Source organism: Branchiibius sp. NY16-3462-2, from assembly GCF_001594145.1.
Taxonomy (GTDB): domain Bacteria; phylum Actinomycetota; class Actinomycetes; order Actinomycetales; family Dermatophilaceae; genus Branchiibius.
The window spans coordinates 47,668-74,340 of record NZ_LVCF01000038.1; the positions used below are offsets into that span (position 1 = coordinate 47,668).

At 68.7% G+C, this 26,673-nt stretch carries 23 protein-coding genes, 1 pseudogene and 1 riboswitch; of the genes and pseudogenes, 19 read left to right on the top strand and 5 right to left on the bottom strand.

All coding sequences use genetic code 11. The annotated features are described in order from the left end of the window. Nucleotides 1–6 precede the first annotated feature (6 nt). Entirely contained in the window at nt 7–441 is a 435-nt protein-coding gene (locus tag AZH51_RS12050; protein WP_291524612.1) for an HIT family protein, read from the top strand. Nucleotides 442–532: 91 nt separating this feature from the next. Continuing rightward, nucleotides 533–1,441: a PAC2 family protein gene (locus tag AZH51_RS12055; RefSeq protein WP_291524614.1), complete on the top strand. Its 909-nt coding sequence runs from the start codon at nt 533–535 to the stop codon at nt 1,439–1,441. 17 nt (nt 1,442–1,458) lie between these two features. Here AZH51_RS12055 and AZH51_RS12060 read toward each other — a convergent pair whose 3' ends face one another. Next, nucleotides 1,459–1,905 carry a SufE family protein gene (locus tag AZH51_RS12060; protein WP_291524616.1) on the bottom strand — a complete coding sequence of 149 codons (447 nt, stop codon included), beginning with the start codon at nt 1,903–1,905 and terminating at the stop codon, nt 1,459–1,461. A 43-nt stretch (nt 1,906–1,948) separates the two neighbouring features. On the opposite strand from AZH51_RS12060, the gene AZH51_RS12065 reads away from it, so the two are divergent. The 7 genes and pseudogenes from AZH51_RS12065 to AZH51_RS12090 all read left to right on the top strand — a co-directional run bounded on the left by AZH51_RS12065 (nt 1,949) and on the right by AZH51_RS12090 (nt 8,992). Continuing rightward, complete coding sequence (locus AZH51_RS12065) at nt 1,949–2,662, top strand: EcsC family protein (protein WP_291524618.1); 714 nt, start codon at nt 1,949–1,951, stop codon at nt 2,660–2,662. Between the two features lie 89 nt (nt 2,663–2,751). Next, a pseudogene (locus tag AZH51_RS18750) lies at nt 2,752–3,021 on the top strand (DUF4192 family protein); the annotation flags it as partial. A 14-nt stretch (nt 3,022–3,035) separates the two neighbouring features. Further along, nucleotides 3,036–3,737, top strand: coding sequence for a DUF4192 family protein (locus AZH51_RS12070; protein WP_367188047.1), 702 nt, complete (start codon nt 3,036–3,038; stop codon nt 3,735–3,737). Nucleotides 3,738–3,800: 63 nt separating this feature from the next. Beyond that, nucleotides 3,801–5,543 (top strand): NAD-binding protein, encoded by a 1,743-nt coding sequence (locus AZH51_RS12075; protein ID WP_291524620.1) that lies wholly within the window; start codon nt 3,801–3,803, stop codon nt 5,541–5,543. A 26-nt stretch (nt 5,544–5,569) separates the two neighbouring features. Then, a riboswitch (SAM riboswitch) is annotated at nt 5,570–5,678 on the top strand. Nucleotides 5,679–5,709: 31 nt separating this feature from the next. Continuing rightward, nucleotides 5,710–6,888 carry a homoserine O-acetyltransferase gene (locus AZH51_RS12080; RefSeq protein ID WP_291524622.1) on the top strand — a complete coding sequence of 393 codons (1,179 nt, stop codon included), beginning with the start codon at nt 5,710–5,712 and terminating at the stop codon, nt 6,886–6,888. Between the two features lie 49 nt (nt 6,889–6,937). Further along, complete coding sequence (locus tag AZH51_RS12085; protein ID WP_291524624.1) at nt 6,938–7,333, top strand: universal stress protein; 396 nt, start codon at nt 6,938–6,940, stop codon at nt 7,331–7,333. Nucleotides 7,334–7,570: 237 nt separating this feature from the next. Next, nucleotides 7,571–8,992: an RNA polymerase sigma factor gene (locus AZH51_RS12090; protein WP_291524626.1), complete on the top strand. Its 1,422-nt coding sequence runs from the start codon at nt 7,571–7,573 to the stop codon at nt 8,990–8,992. 12 nt (nt 8,993–9,004) lie between these two features. Here the strand turns inward: AZH51_RS12090 and AZH51_RS12095 are convergent, their stop codons facing one another. Genes AZH51_RS12095 through AZH51_RS12105 form a run of 3 tightly spaced genes read right to left on the bottom strand, consistent with a single transcriptional unit; the run spans nt 9,005 to nt 13,506 of the window. After that, on the bottom strand, nt 9,005–11,308 hold the full coding sequence (locus AZH51_RS12095; protein ID WP_291524628.1) for a DUF3488 and transglutaminase-like domain-containing protein: 2,304 nt from the start codon (nt 11,306–11,308) through the stop codon (nt 9,005–9,007). Continuing rightward, on the bottom strand, nt 11,305–12,543 hold the full coding sequence (locus AZH51_RS12100; protein ID WP_291524630.1) for a DUF58 domain-containing protein: 1,239 nt from the start codon (nt 12,541–12,543) through the stop codon (nt 11,305–11,307). Before AZH51_RS12100 ends, AZH51_RS12095 begins: the two co-directional genes overlap by 4 nt. Before the next feature lie 6 nt (nt 12,544–12,549). Then, nucleotides 12,550–13,506, bottom strand: coding sequence for a MoxR family ATPase (locus AZH51_RS12105; protein WP_291524999.1), 957 nt, complete (start codon nt 13,504–13,506; stop codon nt 12,550–12,552). A 392-nt stretch (nt 13,507–13,898) separates the two neighbouring features. Here AZH51_RS12105 and mraZ point away from each other — a divergent pair, with 392 nt between their 5' ends. The 10 genes from mraZ (at nt 13,899) to murC (ending at nt 25,975) form a co-directional block, all read left to right on the top strand. Further along, nucleotides 13,899–14,333: a division/cell wall cluster transcriptional repressor MraZ gene (mraZ, locus tag AZH51_RS12110; protein WP_291524632.1), complete on the top strand. Its 435-nt coding sequence runs from the start codon at nt 13,899–13,901 to the stop codon at nt 14,331–14,333. Between the two features lie 148 nt (nt 14,334–14,481). Further along, nucleotides 14,482–15,456 carry a 16S rRNA (cytosine(1402)-N(4))-methyltransferase RsmH gene (rsmH, locus tag AZH51_RS12115; protein ID WP_291524634.1) on the top strand — a complete coding sequence of 325 codons (975 nt, stop codon included), beginning with the start codon at nt 14,482–14,484 and terminating at the stop codon, nt 15,454–15,456. Beyond that, on the top strand, nt 15,453–16,148 hold the full coding sequence (locus AZH51_RS12120; RefSeq protein ID WP_291524636.1) for a hypothetical protein: 696 nt from the start codon (nt 15,453–15,455) through the stop codon (nt 16,146–16,148). The genes rsmH and AZH51_RS12120 overlap by 4 nt, the downstream gene beginning before the upstream one ends. A 47-nt stretch (nt 16,149–16,195) precedes the next feature. Continuing rightward, entirely contained in the window at nt 16,196–18,148 is a 1,953-nt protein-coding gene (locus tag AZH51_RS12125; protein WP_291524638.1) for a penicillin-binding protein 2, read from the top strand. Between the two features lie 13 nt (nt 18,149–18,161). Beyond that, the gene (gene murF / locus AZH51_RS12130) at nt 18,162–19,565 is read left to right on the top strand and encodes a UDP-N-acetylmuramoyl-tripeptide--D-alanyl-D-alanine ligase (RefSeq protein ID WP_291524640.1); all 1,404 of its coding nucleotides are present in this window, start codon (nt 18,162–18,164) and stop codon (nt 19,563–19,565) included. Beyond that, complete coding sequence (gene mraY / locus AZH51_RS12135; protein WP_291524642.1) at nt 19,562–20,647, top strand: phospho-N-acetylmuramoyl-pentapeptide-transferase; 1,086 nt, start codon at nt 19,562–19,564, stop codon at nt 20,645–20,647. The genes murF and mraY overlap by 4 nt, the downstream gene beginning before the upstream one ends. Next, nucleotides 20,637–22,157 (top strand): UDP-N-acetylmuramoyl-L-alanine--D-glutamate ligase, encoded by a 1,521-nt coding sequence (murD, locus tag AZH51_RS12140; protein WP_291524644.1) that lies wholly within the window; start codon nt 20,637–20,639, stop codon nt 22,155–22,157. Before mraY ends, murD begins: the two co-directional genes overlap by 11 nt. Then, nucleotides 22,154–23,407: a putative lipid II flippase FtsW gene (gene ftsW / locus AZH51_RS12145; RefSeq protein ID WP_291524646.1), complete on the top strand. Its 1,254-nt coding sequence runs from the start codon at nt 22,154–22,156 to the stop codon at nt 23,405–23,407. The genes murD and ftsW overlap by 4 nt, the downstream gene beginning before the upstream one ends. After that, nucleotides 23,404–24,516 (top strand): glycosyltransferase, encoded by a 1,113-nt coding sequence (locus AZH51_RS12150; RefSeq protein WP_291524648.1) that lies wholly within the window; start codon nt 23,404–23,406, stop codon nt 24,514–24,516. The genes ftsW and AZH51_RS12150 overlap by 4 nt, the downstream gene beginning before the upstream one ends. Further along, nucleotides 24,503–25,975, top strand: coding sequence for a UDP-N-acetylmuramate--L-alanine ligase (murC, locus tag AZH51_RS12155; protein ID WP_291524651.1), 1,473 nt, complete (start codon nt 24,503–24,505; stop codon nt 25,973–25,975). Before AZH51_RS12150 ends, murC begins: the two co-directional genes overlap by 14 nt. Before the next feature lie 8 nt (nt 25,976–25,983). Here the strand turns inward: murC and AZH51_RS12160 are convergent, their stop codons facing one another. After that, on the bottom strand, nt 25,984–26,664 hold the full coding sequence (locus AZH51_RS12160; RefSeq protein ID WP_291524652.1) for a hypothetical protein: 681 nt from the start codon (nt 26,662–26,664) through the stop codon (nt 25,984–25,986). Between the last annotated feature and the right edge of the window lie 9 nt (nt 26,665–26,673).

Below are 26,673 nucleotides of genomic sequence, written 5' to 3' on the forward strand. Positions count from 1 at the left end.
GCGGTCATGACCACGTTGTTCACGCGCATCATCGACGGTGAGATTCCCGCCCACTTCGTCTGGCAGGACGACACGTGCGTGGCGTTCCTGGTGATCGACCCGATGACCGACGGGCACACCATCGTCGTACCCCGTCAGGAAGTGGACAGCTGGCTGGAGGCCGACCAGGACCTGATCACCCACCTGACGCTGGTCGCCCAGCAAATCGGTAAGGCGCAGCAGGCAGCCTGGTCCAGCGCGCGCGTAGGGCTGCTGGTCGAGGGCTTCCTGGTGCCGCACCTGCATCTGCACGTGTGGCCGGCCAATTCCGTCGACGATTTCGATCCGCACGACGTTACCCACGGGCAGGACCAGCAGATCCTCGCCGCGAACGCGGCGCGCCTGCGGGCGGCCCTGCGCGACCAGGGTGCCGGCGACGTCGTGCCGCCCGAACCGAACTGAGCCAGGCAACGGGAATCGGTGGGCCGCCCCGGGCGTTGAACACGTCAAGACCGTCCACTGACCCGGGGAGCCCGGGTGAGGAGTGAGAAGCATGCAAGACCCACGCGAGTTGTACGACGTCCACGTCGACCTGCCCGCTGACGCCATCGGGGCCGACGTGCTCGTCCTGGCGTTGGGCAACCTGATCGACGCCGGCAACGTGCAGAACCTGTTGACCCAGCACCTGCTCGGCGAGTTCGAGCACAGCGTCATCGCCTCGTTCGACCTCGACCAGCTCTATGACTACCGCGGCCGTCGCCCGGTGATGACGTTCGATCGCGACCACTACCAGAGCTACCAGGCTCCGCGGCTGGTGCTCTACCGCCTGGTCGACGCGACCGGCACCCCGTTCCTGTTGCTGGCCGGCCCGGAGCCGGACTACCAGTGGGAGCGGTTCACCTCGGCGGTCGAGACCCTGGTCGACCGGTTCGGGGTCCGGCTGGTCGTCGGCGCGCACGGCGTGCCGATGGGAGTCCCGCACACCCGCCCCGTCGGGATCACCCGGTACGCCTCGGACGGCCGGTTGCTCGGGGAGAACAACCCGTTGTTCGGCCTGATCCAGCTGCCGGGCAGCGTGGAAGGTCTGCTGCATCTGCGGCTGGCCGAAAAGGGCCACGACACCATGGGCTTCGCGTTGCACGTGCCGCACTACCTGGTGCAGACCGACTTCGCCGACGCTGCGGTGGCCGCGTTGGAAGCGATCTCCTCCAGCACGGGCCTGGTCCTGCCGGACGCCGCTCTGCGAGCGACCGCCGGCCTGAACCGCGCAGAGATCGAGCGCCAGGTCCGCGACAACGACGAGGTCGTCGAGTTGGTGTCCGGTCTGGAGCAGCAGTACGACGCGTTCACCGAGGGCGTGCAGCGACAGAACCTGCTGGCGACCCAGTTGGAGGATCTGCCCAGCGCCGAGGAGATCGGCGCCGAGCTCGAGCAGTTCCTGCGCGAGGAGACCGGCGACTGACCGCTGGTCCCTGACGGCTAGTCCGCAAGGGCCGCTGCGGCCCGGGTCACCCGGGCCAGCAGACCACTCATGGCGCGCAATCGCAGCGGCGAGATCGCGCCGTCCAGGCCCAGGTAGTCGGGCAGGTCCAGGGGGAGCGCCGCGACCTGCGTCGCGTCCAGTTGTTCGGTCAGTTCTCTCAGCAGGCCGGCGAACCCACGGGTGACCGGCGCCTGCGGGGGAGCGCTGACGAACAGGTCGACCCCACCGGGCCGTTCGCGTGACGGGGTGACTGCGAGATAGACCGGTGATTGGCACTCGGTGACGCGTTCCATGCTCGCCGGCGGATCGGCGTACCGCGCGGGCAGGGCGGGCAGGTCATCGCCGTACTCGATCAACATCGTCACCCGGTCGGCTGGCGGCAGAGCATCGAATTCGGCCAGTACGGCGCGCACCGGCCCGGGCGCGTCCGGGGGCATTGGCATTGGCCCACCTTAGGTGGGCTGCGAGCACTGGCAGGATGAGGTTATGGCCAAGAAGTCCGCGAACAACCGCTCGATCGACGACGGCGTCGGCGGTCGGCAGGCAGTTGCCGCCGCGAACAAACTGCTGCACCTGGGCGTCGCCGGGGTCGGTCCGTTGCCGTCCGCGCAGGAGACGGCGGCCCGTGCGCTGGAGAAGGCGGGCGGCGACAAGGACGCAGCAACCAAGGCCATCATTGCCACGCACCGCAAGCTCGCAGCCGCCGAAGGTTTCGCGACGGGCGTCGGTGGGTTCTTCACCCTCGCGGCGGCTGTCCCGGCCAATATCGCCGGCTTCTATCTGGTTGCGGCGCACATGAGCGCATCGATCGCGGCGCTGAACGGGTACGACAACCAGCGCGAAGAGGTGCAGACGGCGGTCCTGCTGACCCTCGTCGGCGTCGACGCCGACGATGTCCTGGCCAAGGCCGGAGTCCGGCGTACGCCGCTGAGCAGCGTGGCGACCGAACGGCTGCCCGGCCCGGCGGTCATGGTGATCAACAAGGCTATCGGCTTCCGGTTGCTGGGTCGGCTCGGCGGGCAGGCGTTCAGCATGCTGGGCCGGGCCGTGCCGTTGGCCGGAGGCGCCTTCGGTGGTGCGATGGACGTCTACCTGCTGAACCAGATCGCCAAGAACGCGACCTCGGGGTTCCCCTCCCAGGACCGGGCCGCGCTCGAAGCTGCGCCCAAGCGCAAACTGTTGGGCTGGCGGCGTTCCTGACCTGTGGATAGCGGCTGACCCGGCGGGGTTGTCCACACCGGGCGCCGTTGTCATTTCGCTGGCGGTCGCCGGCCAGCACAGTTGCCGTCATGCGACGACGACTACGCGGGATCCATCAGTTCCTGGCCTACGTGCCCTACCACCTCGGATTCCACCCGCAGGACGCGGTGGTGCTGGCGGCATGGCGCGACGGTGCCATCGTCTTCCAGGCGCACATCGATGGTGCCGACGACGATCAACTGCGAGCATCCATGCCGGCCCTCGAACGAGGCCTGCGCAGTGTCGGAGCGGACTCGGTGCTGCTGGCCATCCATGGACCGTTGCCGCAGCCGCCTGTGCTGGACCCCGTGCTGCAGGTGATCGCCGGTGCGGTGTGCCCATCTCGCACCAGACCATCACCGACAGCGGGCAGTGGCGGGCGGTCAAGTGCTCCTGCGGCGGCTGTCCGCGCGACTGGACGCCGTTGCCGCGCCCGGAGGAGGTGCCGGCCATCACCGAGGAGATCCTCGAGGGTGCTGTCCCGTTGTCCGGGCGCAACGCGCTGCGAGAGTTGCTGCAACGCAGCGGCCCGCAGACGGCGGACTGGGAGCAACAGATCCCGCGGGCGTTGGGGACGGTTGCTGCGTCGGTGCTGGCCTGGTTGCGCGGTGGCTGCGACGACGCCCAGTTGATTATCGCGGTGCGGGCGATGCGCGACAAGGCATGGCGCGATGTCGTGATGAGTCTGCTTGCGCCAGAGGCGTTCCCGAGACACGAGGCATCCAACGAGCACTTCGACTGCCGGCCGCATTTTGCCAGGATCGACGCCCAACTGCACCACGGTCCGCCGCTGCCGGGGTACCGGCAGATGCAGTGGTCGATGATCGACACGTTGCCGGCCATCCCGCGCCACCATCAGGCACCGGTGCTGACGCTGATCGCCGCCAACTCCTGGGGCCACGGCGGTGGCGCCGATGCCACGTTGGCCTGTGAGCAGGCGCTGCTGCGGGAGCCGGACTACACGATGGCGCGGTTGATCACCGCGGCCGTGACCAACGCGGTCCCCGCGCGACCGCCGGAGTGGCTGTCCGCGTGAACCCGCGTGTAACCATCGGGTTAAGTCCCCCCGGCTCGGGGCGCCGCTGGCTACGGTCAACCCATGCCTGGGCACGTCGTGGTCTGCGGCTTCTCCGGATTCGCCCTGCGCCTGGTCGAGCAGTTGCTGGACTCGGGGGAGCAGGTGGTGCTGATGGTCCCTGCGGTCGAGTCCGCCGTGTCCGCGGCACAGGGCCGGTGGGGCGTGCGGGTCGTCGCCGCCCAGTTCGGAGTGACCAATGCTCTGACCGAGTGCGAGGCGAGCCGGGCGCAGGCCGTGGTGTGTGTCTCCGACGACGAACGCTGGAACCTCGAGATCGCGCTGCTGGCCGAACAACTGGCGCCGACTGCACGCATCGTCACCCAGTTGTCCAATGCCACCGTCGGCACCGCGATGGCGGACGGTTCGCAGCGACACGTGGTCCTTGATGTCGCGGCGTTGGCCACCCCGTCGGTGGTGGAAGCCTGCCTGGGGCAGACGGTGCACGACATCGACGTCGCGGGTACGACCTTCGTCGTCGCGACGTTCCCGGTCCTTGAGGACGCCAGCCTGCGCGCCCGATTCGGCGATCTCGCGCCCGTGGCGGTCATCGGTGTCGACGGTGAGGTGTCCGCCTGCCCCGGTCGCGACCGGATCGTCCGCGCGGGCGAGCGGGCCGTATTGCTCGGTACCGCAGCGGATTTCGCGCAGCAACACCTGCCGCTGCCGGCGCCGGCCCGAGCCGCCCCTGAGGGCGAGCGGCGTCCGCTGGTGCACCGGTTGCTGCACTCTGCCGAGACGTTCGCCCGGGACGCCAACCCGAACCTGTTCCGGATGGCGGCGGTGCTCGCCGCCTTGTTGTGCATCTCGACGATCGTGCTGTGGCGCGGCTACCGCAAACCGGGGATGAGCGCCCTGGACGCCCTGTACTTCAGCAGCGAGACGATCGCGACCGTGGGATACGGCGACTTCAACTTCGCCACGCAGCCGCCGTGGCTGCGGCTGTGGTCGATCCTGCTGATGTTCGCCGGCGTGACCACCACTGCCATCGTGATGGCGTTCCTGGCCGACGTGCTCATCTCGCGCCGACTGTCGCACGGCGCTGCCCGCACCCGGGCCCGCCGGATGAGCGGGCACACGGTGGTCGTCGGCCTGGGTGCTTTCGGAATGTCGGTGGCGCGGGCCCTTCGTGATCGTGGCGAGCCGGTGGTCGTCGTCGAGCGGGCCGAGCACACCCGGTTCAGCGAGACGGCCGCCGGTCTCGATATACCGGTCATCTACGGCGACGCTGCGCTGCCCGAAACCATGGCTTCCGCCGGTCTTGGTCGTGCCCGGGCGGTCGCCGTGGTCACCAGCAGCGACCTGACGAATATCGAGGTGGCCATCGCGGTGCGCACCCTGCTCGGGCCACGCTGGGGGACCGCCACCGGTGACGGTGTCCCGGTGGTACTGCGGATCTTCGACCGGGACCTGGCCGGCGCCGTGGTCCACCGGTTCGGCTTCCAGAACGTGCGGCCGACGGTCGACCTTGCCGTGCCCTGGTTCGTCGGCGCCGCCCTCGGCCTGCACGTCCTGGGTACCTTCTCGGTGCGCGGGGAGTCCTTCATGGTGGGCCGGTTCGAAGTGGGTAGCGGACTGGACTCCGTCACGATGGATGAACTGTCCGCGCTTACCCGCGTCATCGCCATCCGCCGGGCGGATGGCTCGCTGGAGCACCCACCGCGCAGAGGGACCAGTTTCGCGGTAGGCGACCTGGCCTACCTGATCGGCCCGTACGCCGAGTTGCTGGCGCTCCTGCAGCGTGGCCGGACCGGTGGGGCCGCCTGAAGTGCGTTCGTGCGTTATCTTGGGCGGGTCAAGAGTTCCAGCGACAAGCCCCGGCTAGCTGGACGGCAACCCTCCTCGCGGTGGGGTGCCCCGGGTGAGGACAAGGCCGGATCAGGTGTCCGGCAACCGCGGGGCCGACCGGCCCCTCCCGTCCGGAGAGGCCAGGATGACTATCGTCGAATCCCGTATCACCCCGTCACAGCGCGCGCGGTCGCAGGCGCGGGAGTTGCCCACCCCCGAAGGCGCCAATCCCACGGCGCACGCGATCGGCGTACCTGCGTTCGTCACCGAGACCGGTGAGCACATCCCCGATCTGGTGATCACCTACCAGACCTGGGGCACGCTGTCGGCCGCGGCGGACAACGCGATCCTGATCGAGCATGCCCTGACCGGCGACGCGCACGTCGTCGGGCCGACCGGCCCCGGTCAACCCACTCCCGGTTGGTGGCCCGGCATCATCGGCCCGGGTGCGCCGCTGGACACGGACACCAGCTTCGTCGTCGCGGTCAACGCGGTCGGCGGGTGCCGGGGCACCACCGGTCCCCACACCCTCGCGCCGGACGGCCGGGCCTGGGGTTCGCGCTTCCCGCGCACCACCATCCGCGACCAGGTCGATGCCGAAGCGATCGTCGCCGATTATCTGGGCATCGACCGGTGGCAACTGGTCCTTGGCGGTTCGATGGGCGGGATGCGGGCGATCGAGTGGGTCGGCAGTTACCCCGAGCGCACGGGAGCAGCGCTGGTCATCGCCAGCACACCGTGGGCCACCGCCGATCAGATCGCTTGGGGACACACCCAACTGGTCGCTATCGAGAATGATCCGGCCTGGTGCGGCGGCGACTACTACGACAGCGGCGACACTCCTGTTGCCGGGCTGGGCCTGGCGCGTCGGATCGCGCACAACACCTATCGTTCGGCCGCCGAACTCGACGACCGGTTCGGCCTGTCTCCGCAGACCACCCACCGACCGGTCGATGGTGGCCAGTTCGCCGTGCAGAGCTATCTGGACCACCAGGGCGCCAAACTGGTCCGTCGCTTCGACGCGGGGTCCTACGTGAACCTCACCCGGGCGATGGCCACGCACGATGTGACCCGCGACCGGGGAGACCTGGCCGATGTGCTCGGCAGGTACGACGGGTTGTTGCGTGTCGTGGCCGTCGACAGTGACCGGTTGTTCCCGCCGGCGCTGTCCGAGACCATGGTCGCGGCGTACGGCCGGGAGCCGTTATTGAGTATCCACTCAGACCACGGACACGACGGGTTCCTGATCGAGCACGACCAGATCGCGGCGATCACCGCCGACGTGATGGCCGACACTCGTCCGTTGGGTAGCCCGGTCAGGTAACGTCTGGGCAGCCGGTCCCGGGGTGCCTTCCGGGGGAAGGAAGGTCGGGATGTCGGTCGTCGTCACCTACGCAGACTCACCGGAAAGTACGGCGGCTCTCTACGCTGCGGCCGACGAATGCGAGCGGCGGCGTCTGCCGCTCGTCGTCGTGGATCTCGGGGGTGCGTCCGAACCGGTCACCGATGTCACGACCCGCCTTGCGCCGCAGGGCTATTCAGTCGACGTCGTACGTCCGGAGGGCACGGGCGACACGGTCGAGGAGGTTTTGCAGGTTGTCGCCCGTCGGAACGCCGCCTTGTTGGTCATCGGACTGCGGCACCGCACGCCCGTGGGCAAGTTGATCCTGGGGTCGGCAGCCCAGCGGTTGCTGCTGGACGCTGCCTGCCCGGTCCTGGCCGTCCGGCCCGGGTTGCGGCCCGAGGAGAACCGGCGAACGTCCGTCTGACCAGGGGTTATGCCTACCCCGGAGGCAATTGACGGCAGCCTGCGGAATGAACTGGTGCCGGAAGCGTTTTATAATGGTGACCAGCGCATTCCGCAAGGGGGACTTCCCCGCCCGGAGATGCTCCCCAACACTGACCCGGAAGTCGTCGCGATCACTGTGAACGACCTCGTTCGTCGTGCCGCGGACCCCCGCTGCGGTATGGGCGCAACGGCTTCTGCATGTCCTGGAAGGTAGCGAGTGACCTCAGTGTCGAAGACCCAGACAGCGCCTGCTGACGCGGCCGAGAACACCAGCAAGGTTGACGGGAAGGCTCCCGCGAAGGCGACTGCCCGGAAGACGACCGCCAAGAAGGCGCCGGCCAAGCGCGCCGCGGCCAAGACCACCGCGAAGGTCGCCGGTGCCGCAGCAGCGCCCGCGAAGAAGGCCGCCGCCAAGAAGGCCACGACCGCCAAGACCGCGGCGAAGAAGACCGCGGACAAGGCTGAAGTCGCCGGGGATGGTGAAGACGCACCCGACGACATCGAGCCGGACGAAGAGATCGAACTGACCGAAGAGGTCATCGTCGAAGAGACCGCTGACGGCGAAACGCCGGAGGCTACCGCCGAAGCCACGGACGCTGCCGGCGCGGACGCCGAAGGCGACGACGAGGCCAAGCCGACTGCGGCCGGTGAGGAGAGTGAGTCGGCAGCATTCGTTATCCGCCAGGACGATGAGGACGACGCACCTGCGCAGCAGGTCGTCACCGCCGGTGCCACTGCCGACCCGGTGAAGGACTACCTGAAGCAGATCGGCAAGGTCGCCCTGCTGAACGCCGAGCAGGAGGTCGAACTCGCCAAGCGCATCGAGGCGGGTCTGTTCGCCGAGGAGAAGCTGAACTCCGGCGACAAGATCGAGATGAAGCTCAAGCGCGAGCTGTGGTGGATCGCCCAGGACGGCAAGAAGGCCAAGAACCACCTGCTGGAGGCCAACCTGCGACTGGTCGTCTCCCTGGCCAAGCGCTACACCGGTCGCGGGATGCTCTTCCTTGACCTGATCCAGGAGGGCAACCTGGGTCTGATCCGTGCGGTGGAGAAGTTCGACTACACCAAGGGTTACAAGTTCTCGACCTACGCCACCTGGTGGATCCGGCAGGCGATCACCCGGGCCATGGCCGACCAGGCGCGCACCATCCGTATCCCGGTGCACATGGTCGAGGTCATCAACAAGCTCGCCCGCGTGCAGCGGCAGATGCTCCAGGACCTGGGTCGCGAGCCCACGCCGGAGGAGTTGGCCAAGGAACTGGACATGACCCCCGAGAAGGTCGTCGAGGTCCAGAAGTACGGCCGCGAGCCGATCTCCTTGCACACCCCGCTCGGTGAGGACGGCGACAGCGAGTTCGGTGACCTGATCGAGGACTCCGAGGCAGTCGTGCCCGCTGACGCCGTTAGCTTCACCCTGCTGCAGGAGCAGTTGCACTCGGTGCTGGACACGTTGTCCGAGCGCGAAGCCGGTGTGGTCTCCATGCGGTTCGGCCTGACCGACGGACAGCCCAAGACGCTGGACGAGATCGGCAAGGTCTACGGCGTCACCCGTGAGCGGATCCGCCAGATCGAGTCCAAGACGATGAGCAAGTTGCGTCACCCGTCGCGCTCGCAGGTGCTGCGGGACTATCTCGACTAGTACAACCCTGGCTCAGCGACGCTGGTCCGCCCACCAGCGGGCCGGCGTTCGTGCGATCCGGGCGGCCCCGTCACGTACCGCGAAGAACGCACTGCGCGGCCACAGGGCGGCTCGGATGCGCATCGTTGCCGATGCCGATCGGCGTACGTCATGCACGATCTCCTGGGCGTCATGACGCAGATCCAGGGCGCCGTCGGCAGCGCCGGCGTACCGCGCCTGCTCCAACGTCTGCACGGCCTGTCGCAGGGCGCGCTGACCGTCCCCGCTGAGCTGCAACTCGTTGCGGTAGTGCCGTTCCAGCGCCCTGGGTGATCCGGGGGGCGGCGCACTCGCACCCAGATCGGATAGATCCCACACCAGTTGCTGCCACTGGGCTTCCACGCGCTGCGGGGTGGGACGGTCGGCGGCCGCACTCTCGCGCCGACGGCGGGCCAGGATCGGCAGCACCACCGCACCGGCCGCGCCGATCACGACGACGGCCACCAACCACCCGGCCCACCGCAGCCACGCCGGGACGGTGCTGCCGGTGGCGGACCCGGATCCGGTCACCGGAGCCGCGGACGAGGAGGTGGCGCCGCTGGATGCGGCCGCGGACGACGTGTCACTGTCGTTCTCGCTCGGCTGGGCGTTGCGGCTGACGCCGCCGGTCTGGTCCGCGGTGTACGCCGGTGCGTTGGCTGCCCGGATACCGGGCGTTGGTTCGAAGCGCGTCCAGCCGATACCGCTGAACCACAGCTCCGGCCACGCGTGGGCATCGGACTGGGCCACGGAGTACTGGTTGGCGGTGCCCGTGGGGTCACCGGGTAGGAACCCGACCGCCAACCGCGCCGGTATTCCGTCGGCGCGCGCCATCATCACCATGGCGCTGGCGAACTGGGTGCAATAGCCCTGCTTGGTCGCCAGGAAGTTGCTCAGGGGGTCCAGCGGCTGCCCGTCGCTGTCGCGCCGGGTGGCGGCCAGTTGCAGTGAGTAGGTGAAGCCGCCGGTGTTGCGCAGGTAGTTCTGGATGTTCTTCGCTGTCTGCCATTGCGTGTCAGCCCGCAACGGCGCCAGCGCCTCGCGGACCGCGGACTGCGACGCCGGGTCGACCGCCAGCGCGGGCGCGGCCACCTCCGCATCCAGGCGCTGCTCGCCGCTGGGTTCCTGGCCGTCCTTCAGGACGCGGTAGATCAAGGAATAGTTCTTGACCGAACCGGTCGGCTGGACGCTCCCGGTGCGTTCGTCGAACAGCCAGATGTCCCGGCCCAGGTCGGCGGACCGCAGCGGGTACGGCGCGGCGAGCAACCCCGAGGCCAGAACACTGCCCGTGACCTTCATCGACCCCGTGGTGAACCGGCCGACGATGTCAGGCGCGCCCGGGACAGGTAGGACCGTGTTGCTGTCACTCACCACTGCCGATGCCACCCCTTGGTCCGGGACCCAGTGACCGTCGCTGTACGTGGAGGTGACCGTCACGCGCAACGGTGGGGTCACCAGCGATGACGTCGTGTAGGTCAGCACGGGGGAGGGGTTGGTGCTGTTGAGGTCGGCGCTCAGGTCCAGGTCAGTGGCGAATCCGATGGTGACCGGACCGTCGCCGGACCCGCGCGCCAGGCCCTGGGCGAAGAAGTGGGCCGAAGCATGCGGGATCACCATCGGCAGCAGGGCGGCGGCGACGATGACCGGTACGGCGATCAACCGGGCCGCGTGGCCATGTCCTGACAGCGGGGACTCCAGTGAGCGCGGTCGCAGGGCACGGGTCCGCACGGTCACGTCCCGCTGCAGGTCCTGGGCATGCTGGGTCGCCACCATGGTCAGCCAGAGCACGGCGAGCACCACGAAGTAGACCGGGTTCAGACCGACAGCGGTATTGGCTGCGGAGATCAGGAACGCCCCCAGCAGCGGTACCCCGGCCAGCACCGGGGCACGCAGAGTCGCCGCGCAGATGTCGGTGATCAGTGCGAATCCGGTGATCGCGAGGGCGATCAGGAAGCGCAGGCCGATGGTCGCCGGTGCGGGGGGAGCAGCGACCTGGACTGTGTGGATGCCGTCGTCGATCAGCGCGCGTGCTGAGTCGATGAGGATGCTGGGTGACAGCGTGTGGGGTAGGTACACCAGGACGATCGCGATGAGGGCGAGCAGTAACTGCAGGAGCGGAATCAGCGCCGCTGGTGTGCGCACTGCGCGCAGCACGATTCCGAGGACTGCGACGGCGATCACGAAACCGGCGATCGGCCAGATCCATGGCCCCAGTTCGATCAGTGACGTCAGCGGCCATGCCGCGACCAGCGTTGCCGCAGCCGCCAGCAACGCCTGCGCGGTCGCCGTACGCCTCACAGCGCACCCACCCGGATCAGCGACCGGCGGCTGACCTCCTGCCACGCCTCCAGCACCGAGGTGTTGGAGCGCACGACGCAGACCCGCCACCCGGCACCGGCCAGCGCGGCCCGCAGCAGCTGGGCGCTCGCGCCCGGGGCCGCGTCGGGATTTACGAACGTGGTGGTGTCGAGAATGAACGCGAGACCGGAGGCACCAGGCTGGCGCATCGCGGCGATGTCGTCGACCCGGTCCTCGGCGTCGGTGAGGATCGCGACCACGATGGCGCCGGCCCGCACCGCCTCCCGGGCGCGTAGGCGCACCTTGCGGAACGTCTCCCCATCACAGGTCATTGCGGTGGCCAATCGGCGCAGTTGGTCGCCCGGATCTCCCGGGGCGTCGACACTGAGGTCGGCCAGGGTCTCAGCCGTGGCCAGGTGCACCGAATAGTGCAACTCGGCCAGCCGGACCACGACGGAGGCTGCGCAGCTGACCGCCCATTCGAAGGAATCCTGCGGCGTCGTACCCCGGTGACCGTCGATGCGGGCGTCGAGCAGGACGAGAGCAGATTTCCGGCTGGGCCGATCCTCCTGGCGCACCATCAGCTCACCCCGGTGAGCAGTGGTCTTCCAATGCACTTTGCGCAGATCGTCACCCTGGTGATACGCCCGGATGCTGACGTCCTCGTCACCGTGCAAGGCCACCATCTGGGGAGTGTCGCCCTCGCTGCCGATGCCCGCACCGGGGGGTTGCGTGGTGCCCAACGGGGTGACGGTCGGCAGCACGATCAGCTCATCGATGCGCTCATCGGTGCTTCGCCGTCGGGTTAGTCCGAAGGGATCCTCGATGACGCGCGAGGCAGGTCCCAACCGGTGCGCGCCGCGCACGTTGCCCTGCACGACGTACTGCAACTGCTCGGCGTCGTGCGGGCCGATGGCCGGCAACACGAACTCCTGGGACTGACCCAGCCGGCCATCCACCTGCTCGCGGACCCGCGACACACCGCTGCGGCGGGCTGAGGTGTTCGCCGCGGTCACGGTCACCGTGGCGCGTTGGCCGCGGCCGATCGAGGCAGGTTGCACGCTGCGGGTGATCCGCAGGTCGCCCGCAGCCCGCCGGGCCAGGACCGTGGTCACGCCGAGCAGCAGGAGCAGCAGCAGCCCCAACCGGGTGATGTCGGTGTAGCCGAGCAGGATCCCGGACCCGGTCAGCGCACTACCGACCCCCAGCAGGGTCCAGGCACGGGCGGTGAGCACGACCGGTCAGCTGCGCAGGTCGCCGGCGGGCACAGCCACGCGCCGGCTGATCTCGTGCAGCACATCGGAGGTGCCGCGGTGCAGGTGCTGGTTGTCGCTGGACAACATCACGCGGTGCGCGAGGACGGGGACGAACAGCGCCTGGACGTCCTCGGGGATGACGTACTCGCGACCGTCCAGCGCAGCATTGGCGCGGGCTGCGCGCAACAGGTGCAGCGAGCCGCGCGGCGAGGCACCCAGCCGCAGGGCCGGTGTGCTGCGCGTCGCGGTCACCAGATCGACGATGTACTGCCGCAGGGCGGGGCTGGCGTGCACCTGCGCCACCCGGTCGATCGCTCGGGCGACCGTGGCGCCGTCGGTGACCGGCTGCAGGTCACCCAGCGGGTCGTGCTCGCCGTGCATGTCGAGCATCGTGGCCTCCGCGGCCGCCGTGGGGTAGCCCATCGAGATCCGGGCCATGAACCGGTCCCGTTGCGCTTCCGGCAGCGGGAAGGTGCCTTCCATCTCGATGGGGTTCTGGGTCGCCAGCACCATGAACGGCCGTTGCAAGTGATAGGTGCGGCCATCCACCGTGACCTGTTCCTCCTCCATGCACTCCAGCAGCGCGGACTGCGTCTTGGGGGAGGCGCGGTTGATCTCATCGCCGACGACCACGTTGGCGAAGATCGCACCGGGACGGAACTCGAATTCGTGGCTGTCCTGGTTGAAGACGCTGACGCCGGTGACATCGCTGGGCAGCAGGTCGGGAGTGAACTGGATCCGGCGCATCGGGCAGTCAATGGCCTTGGCCAACGACTTGGCCAGCATCGTCTTGCCGACCCCGGGTACGTCCTCGACCAGGAGGTGGCCGCGCGCGAGCAGGACGATCAGCGCGGTGCGGATGGCCTCGGGTTTGCCTTCGATGACCTGGCTGATCGCGCCGTGCAACGTCTCGCTGAGGGTCTGCAGCTCTTGCAGCGACATCGTCGAGGAGGGGGCGTCGGGACCCGGGTAGGGGTCGGTGCTGATCGAGCCGTGCTGGGTGGGGCTGGCTGACATACCCGAATCCTGCCATTTTCCTTCGCCGCTCGGGCGCTCCACTGCGCTCCACCACCGCACCAGGGGTGGGTGGCAGGTGGGTGGATCCGCGCGTTGTCCGCTGTCGATCACCCGATGGGCGGCTGCGGGCTGCTCATTTCCTCCACTGCATGCCACCGGCTGTGACCAGCAGAAACGCGGAAATACAGGGGTGTTTTGCAGCGGTTGAGGCAGACAAGGAGGAGCAGAGTGGAGTAAAGTGGAGCAAGCGGGAGCGAGTTGGTGAATGGTGGGCTCGAAACGGGTCCTCCCAGGCGGAAGCAGGAGGTGGACCCACGATGTTTCTCGGCACCCACCACCCGCGTCTGGATGAGAAGGGCCGGCTGTTCCTCCCCGCCAAATTCCGCGACAAGCTCGCCGGTGGTCTGGTCATGACCCGCGGCCAGGAGCGGTGCATCTACATCTTCACGACGGACAAGTTCGTGGACTTCACCGCTGGCTTGCAGTCCAGCCCCATCACCAACGCCGAAGCCCGCTCCTTCCAGCGGGTCATGCTCTCCGGCGCGACGGACGACATCCCCGACAAGCAGGGCCGGGTCACGGTGCCAGCGCTGCTGCGCCAGTACGCCGGCCTGGACCGGGAGTGCACGGTCATCGGCGTGGGCGACCGCGTCGAACTGTGGGACACCCAGCGCTGGGAGCAGTTCGTCGCCGGTGCCGAAGAGGACTTCGCCGCCCGCTCGGAGGAGGTGATCCCCGGAGGCCTCTTCTGATCGATCGCGCTGACCGGTGGTCTTCAGCTGCCCAGCGCGTTCCGACATCACTTCCCCGATGCCGGAACGAGCGACCCGGCGGCTGGGGACCAGCGACCAGCGCGAAGCACATCCCGACCGACCACACCCCTTGAAAGGAGCAGACCCGATGAGCAAAGAGACCGCCGACCGGCACGTGCCGGTCATGCGCGACCGCATCGTCGACCTGCTCGCACCCGCACTCGAGCGCCCGGGCGCCGTGTTCGTCGACGGGACGCTGGGCATGGGTGGGCACACCGAGGCCATCCTGCAGCGGCTGCCGCATGTCACGGCGTACGGCGTGGACCGCGACCCGCAGGCGCTCGACCTGGCCGGCGCCCGGCTGGCGTCCTTCGGGGACCGGTTCATCGGCGTACATGCGGTCTATGACCAGACCTTCACGGCCCTCGCCGACCTGGGCGTCGACGAAGTGGACGGCGTGCTGTTCGACCTCGGGGTCTCCTCACTGCAACTGGACGAAGCCGATCGCGGGTTCGCCTACGCCCAGGACGCCCCGTTGGACATGCGGATGGACCAGACCACGGGGGTCACCGCCGCCGACGTGCTGAACACCTACAGCGGCGCCGACCTCGAACGCATCCTGCGCGAGTACGGCGAGGAGCGCTTCGCCCGCCGGGTCGCCGTGGCCATCGTCCGCGAGCGCGAGAACGCTCCCTTCACGACCTCCGCCCGCCTCGTCGAGGTGCTGCGGGCGGCGATCCCGGCGGCATCGCAACGCACCGGCGGCCACCCCGGCAAGCGGACGTTCCAGGCGCTGCGTATCGAGGTCAACTCCGAACTGGACGTGTGGCGGGCCGCGCTGCCTGCGGCCATCGATCACCTGCGGGTCGAGGGCCGGATCGCGGTGCTGTCCTACCACTCCCTCGAGGACCGCATCACCAAACAGGCGCTCGCCGCCGGCGCCAGGAGCACCGCCCCTCCCGGCATCCCGATCGAACTGCCCGAGCAGGCGCCGTACCTGAAGTTGCTGACCCGGGGCGCCGAGACCCCGGGCGAGACCGAGATCGCACACAACCCGCGGGCCGCCTCGGCCCGGCTGCGCGCCGCAGCGCGTATCCGCACCACCGAAAGGACGTCCGCATGAGCCAGTTGAGCCTCGCCCCCACCCCTGCCCGCCGCCCGGCGAAATCCGCACGTACGGCGCTGCCGGCCGCTCGGCGTACCCCCAGTGGCACCCGTCCCGGCTCCGCGCCCGCTGCCAAGGGCGCTCGCCGCACCTCGGCGGTCGTGGCTCCGCCGCAGACCCGCGGTGTCGGCATCGGGTTCGTGATGATCTGCCTGCTGGCCATGGTCGGGGGTCTGGTGGCGTTGCTGCTGCTCAACACCCAGCGTGCGGAGCAGTCGTTCGCGCTCGACCGGTTGCAGGCGAAGTCGGCGTCGTTGGCGGCGACCCAGGAGTCGCTGGACGGACAGCTGGACGCGGTGTCCGCGCCGCAGCAACTGGCGCTGCAGGCACAGGCGCAGGGGATGGTTCCGGCCACCTCGATCCGGTTCGTCGACAGCAATGGCAAGACCGTCGGCGTGGCGAAGGGAAGCGCATCTGCGAACCGCTTTACGGTGGGAACGCTCCCGAGCACCCCGGCATCGACGGTGGCCGCCCTGGCCGCCAGCGCTGCCAGCGCGGGAGTGCAACTGCCGGCGCCGGCCCCCAAGCTGGCCGTGGTTCCGCCAGCACTGTCGAGCACGCCGTCCGCCACCCCGAAAGCCACCCAGCAACCCACCGCCAAGTCCACCCCGAGCGCCGCTCCCAAAGCCACGGCCACACCGACCAAGTGAGAAGGCGTGGCCAGCCACGCAACGTGCTTCCCAGCAGAAGGTGATCCGTGACTCCGTCGTCCCAGCCGCCGCGTAGTAAGACCCGCCCTGCGGGCGCTACGGTCAGGACCCCGCGTGCGGCGTCCGGTGCTGCGAAGGGCAACCCCCGGCCGCGTCGTGCGGCGGCCGCCCCGCCGCAGCAACCCGGGCGTACCAAGCCGGTCCGGCTGGGGATGGGCCACCCGCGGCGGCGGGCGCGCTTCCTGATGGTGGCGGTGCTGTTCGTGTTCAGTCTGCTGGCCGCACAGATGTTCCGGATCCAGGGGATCGACGCCGCCACCGTCTCCCAACAGGCATATGAGTCCCGGGTGGCGCGAGTGACCACCCCGGCAGCGCGGGGCAGCATCGTCAGCGACGACGGCACCCCCCTCGCGGTGACCGTCGAGCGGCGCAACGTCACAGCGGACGCGACAGCGACGGCGCAGTACGGCAACGACAACGGCAAGCGCACCGATGCCGCCCTGCAGCAGGCAGCCCAGAAGATCGCACCGATCGTCCAGGCCGACCCCAGCGCCCTCTTCGCGACTCTGGCCAAGGCGAATGCCGCCAACAATCAGTTCGTCTACCTGGTCAAGGACATCTCCCCGGCGCAGTGGAAGCAGATCAATGCGCTCGGCATTCCCGGGATCTACTCCGAGACCGTCATGAAACGCGAGTATCCCCAGGGCACCAGCGTGGCGCCGCTGGTGGGCTGGGTGAACGCCGACGGTGTCGGATCCGGCGGTGTGGAGGCGATGGAGAACTCGCAGCTGAACGGCACCCCCGGCGTGCACATCTTCGAGCGCGACGCCTTCGGTCAGCCGATCGCGACCGGGGAGTCCAAGGACACGCCCGCCAAGGCCGGCGAGTCGGTGAAGCTCACGATCGACAACGACCTGCAGTGGTACGCCTCCAATGCGATCGCCGCCGAAGTGAAGAAGTACAACGCGGACGACGGTTCGGTGGTCGTGCTCGACCTGAACGGCCACATCAAGGCGGCGGCGTCCTACCCGAGCTTCGATAACAACAACATCGGATCGGCCAAGGGCAACCTCAACTCACTGCCGTTCACCCTCGCCTACGAACCCGGCTCCACCAGCAAACTGGTGACCTTCTCCGCGCTGCTCCAGGAGGGCAAGACAACCCCGGCATCCCAGTTCACGGTTCCCAACCGGCTGCAACGGGCGGGCAAGACCCTGAAGGACTCACACGACCACGCCACGTTGTCCCTGACCTCCGCCGGGGTCATCGCCGAGTCCTCCAACATCGGGACAGTGCTCGCGGGCGAGCAGATGGACCCGGCCACGTTGTACTCCTATATGCAGAAGTTCGGCTACGGCACGAGCACCGGCGTGGGCTTCCCCGGGGAGAGCGGCGGTCTGCTGAAGAACTACGCCCAGTGGGACGACGCGCAGCGCTACACCGTCCTCTACGGCCAGGGGTTGTCGACCACCCTGCTGCAGCAGGCGTCGGTGGCCCAGACCATCGCTAACAAGGGGATGCGGACGCCGCTGTCGTTGATCGCGGGTACGAGCACCGACGGGCAGACCTGGACGGCTCCGCAGGATTCGCGTACACCCACCCGCGTCATTTCGGACCAGGTCGCACAGCAGATGACCACGATGATGGAAGGCGTGGTCGACGACAAGAACGGCACCGCGCCCGGGGCCAAGGTGGCCGGCTACAACGTTGCGGGAAAGACCGGCACGGCCGACCGCTACAGCGTGGTGGCACACGGCTACTCGGGCCACATCGCCTCGTTCATCGGTTTCGCACCCGCCGACAACCCCCAGTACATCGTCGCGGTCATGGTCGACAACCCCAAGTCCGGGTCGATCTTCGGTGGTGACATCGCGGCGCCGGTCTTCTCCCAGATCATTGGGTACGCGCTGCACCGTGGGGGCACTCCGTTGGACACCACCAAGCCGACCCTCTTCCCGACCACGTGGGATCACAAGACCGAGAACGACTCGGCCAACTGAACCGGTCCCCCCGATGATTCCCCTGTCCCTAGCCCAGATCGCGCACGCCATCGACGCCGAGCTCGTCGGACCCGGTGCCGGCGACGTGGTTGTCGACGGTCCGGTGGTGATCGACTCCCGGCTGGCTGCGCCTGGGTCGCTGTACGTCGCGCGCATCGGAGAGCACGCCGACGGCCACCAGTTCGCCCCCGCTGCGGCCGCTGCCGGTGCGGTCGCGGTGCTCGGTCTGCGGCCGATCGACGGCGTTCCCACGCTCGTGGTCGCCGACGTGCAGGACGCCTTCGCCCGGTTGGCCCGGTTCGTGATCGACCAACTCCCGGACCTGCGGATCATCGGGATCACCGGCAGTTCCGGCAAGACCTCGACCAAGGACCTCCTGGCCCAGGTGCTGGCGACCCAGGGCCCGACGGTGGCGCCGGTCGGGTCGTTCAACTCCGAGGTCGGCGTACCCCTCACGGTGTGCCGGGTAACTCCCGACACCAGGTATCTGGTCGCCGAGATGGGCGCCGACGGCGTCGGTCACATCGCCTACCTGACCAGGATCGCTCCTCCGAGCATCGGCATCGTGCTCAACGTCGGCACCGCGCACCTGGCCGGCTTCGGCAGCGTCGAGGCGATCGCCTCCACCAAGTCGGAGTTGGTCGCTGCCCTCCCAGCGGGCGGTCTGGCCATCCTCAACGCCGACGACGAGCGGGTGCGGGCGATGCAGTCGGTCACCGACGCCCGGGTTCTGCTCGTCGGCACCAGCGCCGACGCCGAGCTGCGCGCCAGCGATATCACCCTCGACGAGGCGGGCCGCCCGCACTTCCTCCTCCATGGATTCGCCGACGGTCCTGTGCCGATCGCCCTGAGCCTGGCCGGCGGGCACCAGGTGGGTAATGCACTGGCCGTCCTGGGTGCCGCCCGTGAGCTCGGCGTGCCGGCTGAGCAGGCGCTGGCCGCGGTGCAGCAGGCCGGACCGGTGAGCCGGTGGCGGATGGAGATCTTCGATCTGCCGGGCCGGAGGCGGGTGGTCAACGACGCTTACAACGCCAACCCCGACTCGATGGCTGCCGCTCTGCGTGCGGTGGCCGCCATGGCTGCGGGGTCGCAACGCCGCACGATTGCCGTCCTCGGTCAGATGCTGGAACTGGGCGATAGCTCACAGGCCGCCCACGAGCAGGTCGGGCGGTTGGCCGGCCAGGTGGGGATCGACGTACTGGTCGCGGTCGGTCCTGGTGCCGAGCCGATCGGTGCCGCGGCGCAGGACGCCGGAGTTTCGGTGCGTTTCGTTCCGGATGTCGATGCCGCGCACGACCTGGTGAGCGCCATGGTGGAAGATGGCGACGTCGTTCTGTTCAAATCGAGTAGGGATTCCGGCTTGCGTTATCTCGGGGATCGCATCATCACCGAAGCCGGAGGAGTGGTGCCGCAGTGAAGGCCGTCCTCATCGGTTCGCTGACCGCATTGCTGATCGGCCTCTTCGGTACCCGGGCCTTCATCGGTTTCCTGGTGAAGAAGGGCTACGGGCAGTTCATCCGCGATGACGGTCCGACCAGTCACCACACCAAGCGCGGAACCCCGACCATGGGCGGCGCGGTCATCATCGGCGCGACCCTCGTCGGGTACGCCGTGGCGCACCTGGCGACCCTCAGCGAGCCCAGTGTGTCCGGGCTCCTGGTCCTGGGTCTGATGGTCGGTCTGGGCGGCGTCGGCTTCGCCGATGACTGGACGAAGATCAGCAGGCACCGCTCGTTGGGTCTGAACACCTACCAGAAACTGGCCTGTCAGGTCGTCATCGCCACCGTGTTCGCCATCCTGGCGGTGAACTTCCCCGACGACGGCGGGCGTACCCCGGCCAGTTGGCACATCTCCTTCGTGCGCGACACCTGGGTCAACCTTGCCTTCGCGGGCACCGCCGTCGGTCTGATTCTGTTCATCATCTGGGCCAACCTGCTGGTGGCGGGTACCTCCAACGGGGTCAACCTCACCGACGGGTTGGACGGATTGGCAACGGGTGCCTGCGTCATGGTCTTCGGTGCCTACCTGCTGATCTGCATCTGGCAGTTCAACCAGAACTGCGAGTACGTCGAGACCACCAAGTGCTACAACGTCCGCGATCCCTACGACCTGGCCGTCATCGCCGGGTGCATCACGGCGGCGTGCTTCGGATTCCTGTGGTGGAACGCCGCTCCGGCCAAGATCTTCATGGGCGACACCGGTTCACTCGCGCTCGGCGGTGCTCTGGCCGGGTTGGCCATCACCACCCGCACCGAACTGCTGCTGGTGATCATCGCCGGCCTCTTCGTCATGGAGGCCCTCTCGGTGATCCTGCAGGTCGGCTCGTTCAAACTGCGCGGAGGGAAACGGGTCTTCCGGATGGCACCGATCCATCACCACTTCGAGTTACTCGGGTGGGCCGAGATCACGGTGACAGTCCGGTTCTGGATCATCGCCGGCCTGTGCGTCTCTGTCGGACTGGGGTTGTTCTACGCGGAGTGGGTCGTCGGTGCTGCCTGAGTCCGGTGAGCTGTGGCCGGTCGACCCGGCGTACGAGCCGTTGCAGGGTGCCCTCGGCCTGACCCATCGCGACGCCGACTGGTCGGGGTTGTCGGTGGCGGTGATGGGGCTGGGCGTCAGCGGTTTCGCGGCGGCCGACGCCCTGCTTGAGCGCGGCGCGGCCGTCACCGTGCTGTCCAGTTCCCGCACGCCACGCGAGGCCGAGCGCGCCCAGATCCTCGAAGTCCTCGGCGCCACCGTGCTGTTCGGCGCGGAGCACCAGCAGAGCCCGCCCCCGGGCACCAACCTGGTGGTCACCTCACCGGTCGTGCCGCCGACCCACCCGCTGATGGTCGCCGCCGACACGGCCGGGATTCCGATCTGGGGTGAGGTCGAACTCGCCTGGCGGATGCGCGCCCGCGAAGGCGCGGCGCCCTGGCTGACCGTGACCGGCACCAACGGCAAGACCACGACCGTGACGATGTTGGAGTCGATCCTGCGGGCGGCGGGTCTGCGCGCGGTAGCTGCCGGCAACGTGGGGCTGCCGATCCTCGAAGCGGTCCTGCACCCCGACCCCTACGACGTGATCGCAGTCGAACTGTCCAGCTTCCAGTTGTACTGGTCGCGATCCATCTCGCCCGTGGCGTCCGTGTGCCTGAATGTCGCGCCCGATCACATCGACTGGCACGGCTCGTTCGAGGAGTACGCCCGCTGCAAGGGCCGGGTCTACGAGCGCACCCAGGTGGCGTGCCTCTACAACGAGCAGGATCCGCTGACCCGCCAGCTGGTCGAGCAGGCCGAGGTCGTCGAAGGCGCCCGCGCGATCGGCTTCACGCTGGGCATCCCTGCCGTTTCGATGCTGGGGATCGTCGACGATGCCCTGGCCGATCGCGCCTTCGTCGAGGACCGCCGGCGCAACGCTGCCGAACTGGCCCGGTTCGCAGACCTTTCCGTGGCCGGGGAGGATCCTGCCCCGCACTACATCGCCAACGCCCTGGCCGCAGCGGGGCTGGCCCGGGCGTACGGCGTGGCGCCCGTGGCCGTGCGCGACGGCTTGCGCGACTACCGCCCCCAACCGCATCGCACCACGCACGTCGTGACCCACGACGGCGTCCGCTACATCGACGACTCCAAGGCCACCAACCCACAGGCCGCAGGCGCCGCTCTCGCGGCCTACGACCCGATCGTCTGGATCGCCGGCGGCCAATTGAAGGGCGCTGAGATCGACGACCTGGTGCGAGAGTCGGCGTCCCGGCTGCGCGCGGCGATCGTCCTGGGGATGGACCGGGAGCTGATCGTGGCCGCGTTGCAGCGACACGCACCGGATGTCCCACGGCTGGTCATCGATGACACCGACACTGGTGCCATGGATCAGGCGGTGACGATGGCCATCGAGGCCGCCCAACCGGGGGACACGGTGCTGTTGTCCCCGGCGGCCGCATCACTGGACATGTTCGAGAACTACGGCGCGCGCGGTGACGCGTTCGCCGCCGCGGTCCGCCGGGCACTGGGACTGGACGGCGACGCGTGACCGCTTCGACCGGCGCAGACCGCGCTGCACCGGCCGGGGGGTTTCGCAGGGCCGTCCGTGCTGCCTGGGAACGCCTTGAGTCGCCGGTCGCGCCCTACTACCTGATCCTGGGCGCCACGGTTCTCCTGACGGTCTTCGGCCTGGTGATGGTGTTGTCCGCATCAAGTGTGGAACTGCTCACCAGGGGCGGCTCGCCGTACTCGGCGTTCGTCAACCAAGCCGTCTTCGCCGCAGTGGGTGCTATCGGTGCGGTGGTGGCCAGTCAACTTCCGGTGGTCTGGTGGAAACGTCTGGCGTTCCCCATCTACGCGGTGGCTATCGTCCTGCTGGCTGCGGTCATGCAGTTCGGTGTGACCATCGGCGGCAACAAGAACTGGCTGAGTTTCGCCGGGATCACCCTGCAGCCATCGGAGTTGGCCAAGTTGGCCCTTGTCCTGGTCGGCGGCGCGGTCCTGACCCGGAAACGCCCGCTGATCGCGCAGGCCCGGCACGCCCTCATCCCGTATGTGTTTCCGTTGGCGTTGATCGCGATCGGCCTGGTCATGGCCGGTCAGGACCTCGGTACCACGCTGGTTCTGGGCCTGATCGTGGGCACGGCGCTGTTCGTCGCCGGGATGCGGCTGCGGGTCTTCGGTATCTTCGCCGCCATCGTCGCCACGCTCGCGGTGGTCGGTGTCGCCACCCGCGGCAGCCGGATGAGCCGGATCAACGCCTGGATGGGTAGTTGCAGCGACGTGCACGCGGACGGCTGTTGGCAAAAGGTGCACGGTCTCTACGCGATGGCCGACGGCGGTTGGTGGGGCGTGGGCCTGGGGGCATCACGGGAGAAGTGGTCCTGGCTACCCGAGGCACACAATGACTTCATCTTCGCGATCGTCGGCGAGGAACTCGGCCTGCCCGGCACGCTGGTCCTGCTGGCGCTGTACGTCGCGCTCGCCTTCGGCTGCTACCGCCTGATCGTGTTGTCCCGGGACAACTTCGTGCGGATCACGACCGCCGCGACGATGGTGTGGATCATCGGGCAGGCGGCCATCAACATCGGCTCGGTGACCGGCCTGCTGCCGATCATCGGGATCCCGCTGCCGCTGCTGTCCTCCGGAGGCTCCGCGCTGATCACCACGCTGATCGCTCTCGGAATGCTGCTGTCGTTCGCCCGCAACGAGCCACAGTGCAAACGGATGCTCGGGTCCCGGCCGAGCCTGCTGCGCAGCGCGATGGCCGTCCTGCCCGCGCGGGGGAACCGTTCGTGAATCACACCCCATCGGTCGTCCTCGCCGGCGGCGGGACGGCCGGGCACATCTCGCCGTTGCTCGCCACTGCCGAGGCGTTGCTGATCGCCCATCCCGATGCCCGCATTACCGTGCTGGGCAGTCACGGCGGGCTGGAGGAGCGCATCGTGCCCGCCGCCGGGTTCGACCTGCGGCTGATCCCCAAAGCGGCGTTCCCACGTCGACCCGACCTGGACGCCCTCAGGTTCCCCGTGCGCCTGCGCAGCGCCGTACGCACCACCCGTCAGCTGCTGCGTGAGGTGGACGCGGACGCGGTCGTCGGCTTCGGCGGCTTCGTCAGCCCGCCGGCGTTACTGGCGGCCCGCCGCGCGGGGGTGCCGATCGTCGTACACGAGGGCAACGCAATGCCCGGGATGGCCACCAAACTGGGCGCCCGGCTGACCGACCACGTCGCCACGACCTTCCGCGCGACGGATCTGCCGCACGCGACCCGCACCGGGATGCCGCTACGTCAACAGATCACCTCGGTGGATCGTGCCGCGTTGCGGCCCGAAGCGCTGGCCCATTACGGGCTCGACGGTGACCGCCCGACCGTGCTGGTGACCGGGGGATCGCTGGGCGCGAAGTCGATCAACGACGCTTTCGCCGGCGCGGTCGGTGACCTGCGCGCGGCCGGCATCCAGGTGCTGCACATCACCGGCCGGGGCAAGGAGTTCGACCCCGGGCCGGGTGCACCGGGCGACCCGGCCTATGTCGTCGTCCCGTACGCCGATCGCATGGAACTCGCGTACGCCGTGGCTGACCTGGTGGTCACCCGAGCAGGTGGCAACATGGTCTGCGAGGTCGGATCCCTCGGACTACCAGCGGTTTTCGTGCCACTGCCGCATGGCAACGGTGAGCAACGACTGAACGCCGCGGACGCTGTTGAGGCCGGCGCCGCCGTGCTCGTGCCGGACGATGAGTTCACAGCGCAGTGGATCGCAGCGAACCTGCCCGACCTGGTTCGCGACACCGACAGACTCGCGGCCATGTCGGAGGCAGCGGCCGGTCAGGGCCACCAACACGCGGCCGCCGCGCTGGTGGCCATCATCGACGATGCGATCGGAGAGCGCGCCCATGGTGTTCGGTAGGAACGACCGGTTCGACTTCACGGTTCCGTTGCCGCACCTGGCCGACGCCACCCACGTGCACTTCATCGCCATCGGTGGTTCCGGGATGGTCGGTATCGCGAAACTGTTCCTCGCCTACCGCCGCCCCGACGGTTCCTCGATCACGGTCACCGGGTCGGATCGCTCCGAATCCGAACGGGTTTCGGATGTTCGCGACCACGGCGCGACGGTCACCATCGGCCAGAGCGCGCAGACCGCACGAGACCTGCCGGGCGGTGCGTGGGTGGTGGTGTCGACAGCGATCCGGGAGGACAACCCCGAGTTGCAGGTGGCCCGCGAGCGCGGGCTGCTGGTCCTGCATCGCAGCCAGGCGATCGTCGTGGCGATGGACGGTCGTGACGCGGTCGCTGTGACCGGCACCAACGGCAAGACCACGACCAGTTCGATGGCCACCGTGGCGATGCGGGCATGCGGCCTTGACCCGTCGTTCATCACCGGCGCCGCGATCGGTGGCATCGGCGCGAGTTCGGGTGCAGGACAAGGCGATTGCTATGTCGCTGAGGTGGATGAGTCCGACGGTTCGTTCGTCGTCTACGACCCCAAGGTCGCCATCGTCACCAGCATCCGCGAGGACCACCTGGACTTCTGGGGCGACCTGGAGACGATGTTCGCCGGGTACGTCTCGTTCGCCGACACGATCCAGGACGGTGGACTGCTGGTTGCCTGTGCCGATGAGGTCGGCTCGGCCCGCCTGGCGCAGGTCGCCAGGGAGCGCGGCATCCGCACTGCGACGTACGGCCACGGGCCTGAAGCCGACCTTCAACTCACCGACGAGTCGCTGGGGCCGGAGGAGTGGGCGGCGACCGTGCGCTTCACCGACACGGGCGAGGAGCACCGGATGCGCGTGCAGATCCCCGGAGCCGTGAACCTGATGAACGCCGCGTCAGTGGTGCTCGCGCTGTCCGAGGGTCTCGGTGTCGCCCGCGACAAGGCCGTCTGGGCGGTCGGTGAATTCACCAGTGTCAAAAGACGTTTCGAGCTTCGGGGCACGCCGCGAGGTATCCGGGTCATCGACGACTACGCCCACAACGCCGACAAGGTCGCTGCGCTGGTGCAGACCGGCGTCGCAACCAGAGGCGACGGCAAGGTCATCGCCGTGTTCCAGCCGCACCTTTTCACGCGCACACAGCGGTTTGCCCAGGAGTTCGCCGACGCGATGGCACCCGCCGACGTGGCGATCGTGATGGACGTCGCGCCCTCCCGCGAGGACCCCATCCCAGGGGTGACCGGCGCCCTGATCGCCGACCGCATCACCGGCACGACCGTGGTCTATGCACCGACCGACGATGCGACCATCGAAGCCATCCTCGAGCACGCCGAGCCCGGGGATCTGGTGCTGCTTGCCGGATCCGGGTACGTCACCACGATCGTCCCGCGCATCGTCGCGTCCCTGGAGAGCCAGCGACTCGCGCCAGCCTGAGCACCGCGCTACCAGCGGGCCTGACGCCGCCAGTCGTCATCAGCGACGAGATAGCCGTCGGCGATCAGCGCAGCGGCCAACTCCTCACGGCTGCGCACCGGGATGCCGTTCTCGCGGTATTTGCGCCGGGTGGCAGCGATGTGCGCCTTGACGGTCGAGGGGGCCAGCCCCAGCGAGCGACCGATCGCTGTCGGAGTCAGGCCGCGTCGCGAAGCGTGCAGACCGGCCAGTTGGAGTTCGCGGTCGGTCAGCGCGGTTCCGGGCCGCGGCGTGACCGGACGGCCGTGCGGACGCACAGCGGTGACGGCGCAGATGTCGGTAACGATGTCCGGGAGGGGCTGGGCGGGCTCCAGCCAGGTGACGGCTCCTTCTGCGAGAGCACGGTCTCGCAGAGCGGGGGAGTACATCGTGCCCAGCACGATGACTCCGGAACGTACGCGCACGAGGCTGCGCACCTTCAGAGCCAGCGGAACGTGATCGTCGAGGTAGGCGTCGACGATCACCCACGAGGCGGCGAAGTCCCAGGTGCGCGCGAAGTCGGTCCACGAATACTTCGTGTCGATGGCCACGGCCGGGTCGAGGGCGCGCACGCCGTGGCGTAGTGCTTCGGCGACGATCGGGCTGCTGTGCAGGATGACCATCCGCCGGGTGCCTGACGCAGGTGGTGTCACCAACTCCTGCCCGCTCACATCGACCGA

Excerpts from the sequence above, each read along its gene's own strand:
- AZH51_RS12075 (WP_291524620.1), top strand. The coding sequence starts at position 3,801 with ATGCCTGGGCACGTCGTGGTCTGCGGCTTCTCCGGATTCGCCCTGCGC.
- AZH51_RS12065 (WP_291524618.1), top strand. The coding sequence starts at position 1,949 with ATGGCCAAGAAGTCCGCGAACAACCGCTCGATCGACGACGGCGTCGGC.
- AZH51_RS12050 (WP_291524612.1), top strand. The coding sequence starts at position 7 with ATGACCACGTTGTTCACGCGCATCATCGACGGTGAGATTCCCGCCCAC.
- mraZ (WP_291524632.1), top strand. The coding sequence starts at position 13,899 with ATGTTTCTCGGCACCCACCACCCGCGTCTGGATGAGAAGGGCCGGCTG.
- AZH51_RS12105 (WP_291524999.1), bottom strand. The coding sequence starts at position 13,506 with ATGTCGCTGCAAGAGCTGCAGACCCTCAGCGAGACGTTGCACGGCGCG.
- AZH51_RS12060 (WP_291524616.1), bottom strand. The coding sequence starts at position 1,905 with ATGCCAATGCCCCCGGACGCGCCCGGGCCGGTGCGCGCCGTACTGGCC.
- rsmH (WP_291524634.1), top strand. The coding sequence starts at position 14,482 with ATGAGCAAAGAGACCGCCGACCGGCACGTGCCGGTCATGCGCGACCGC.
- AZH51_RS12055 (WP_291524614.1), top strand. The coding sequence starts at position 533 with ATGCAAGACCCACGCGAGTTGTACGACGTCCACGTCGACCTGCCCGCT.
- murC (WP_291524651.1), top strand. The coding sequence starts at position 24,503 with ATGGTGTTCGGTAGGAACGACCGGTTCGACTTCACGGTTCCGTTGCCG.
- murF (WP_291524640.1), top strand. The coding sequence starts at position 18,162 with ATGATTCCCCTGTCCCTAGCCCAGATCGCGCACGCCATCGACGCCGAG.
- AZH51_RS12085 (WP_291524624.1), top strand. The coding sequence starts at position 6,938 with ATGTCGGTCGTCGTCACCTACGCAGACTCACCGGAAAGTACGGCGGCT.
- AZH51_RS12120 (WP_291524636.1), top strand. The coding sequence starts at position 15,453 with ATGAGCCAGTTGAGCCTCGCCCCCACCCCTGCCCGCCGCCCGGCGAAA.
- AZH51_RS12080 (WP_291524622.1), top strand. The coding sequence starts at position 5,710 with ATGACTATCGTCGAATCCCGTATCACCCCGTCACAGCGCGCGCGGTCG.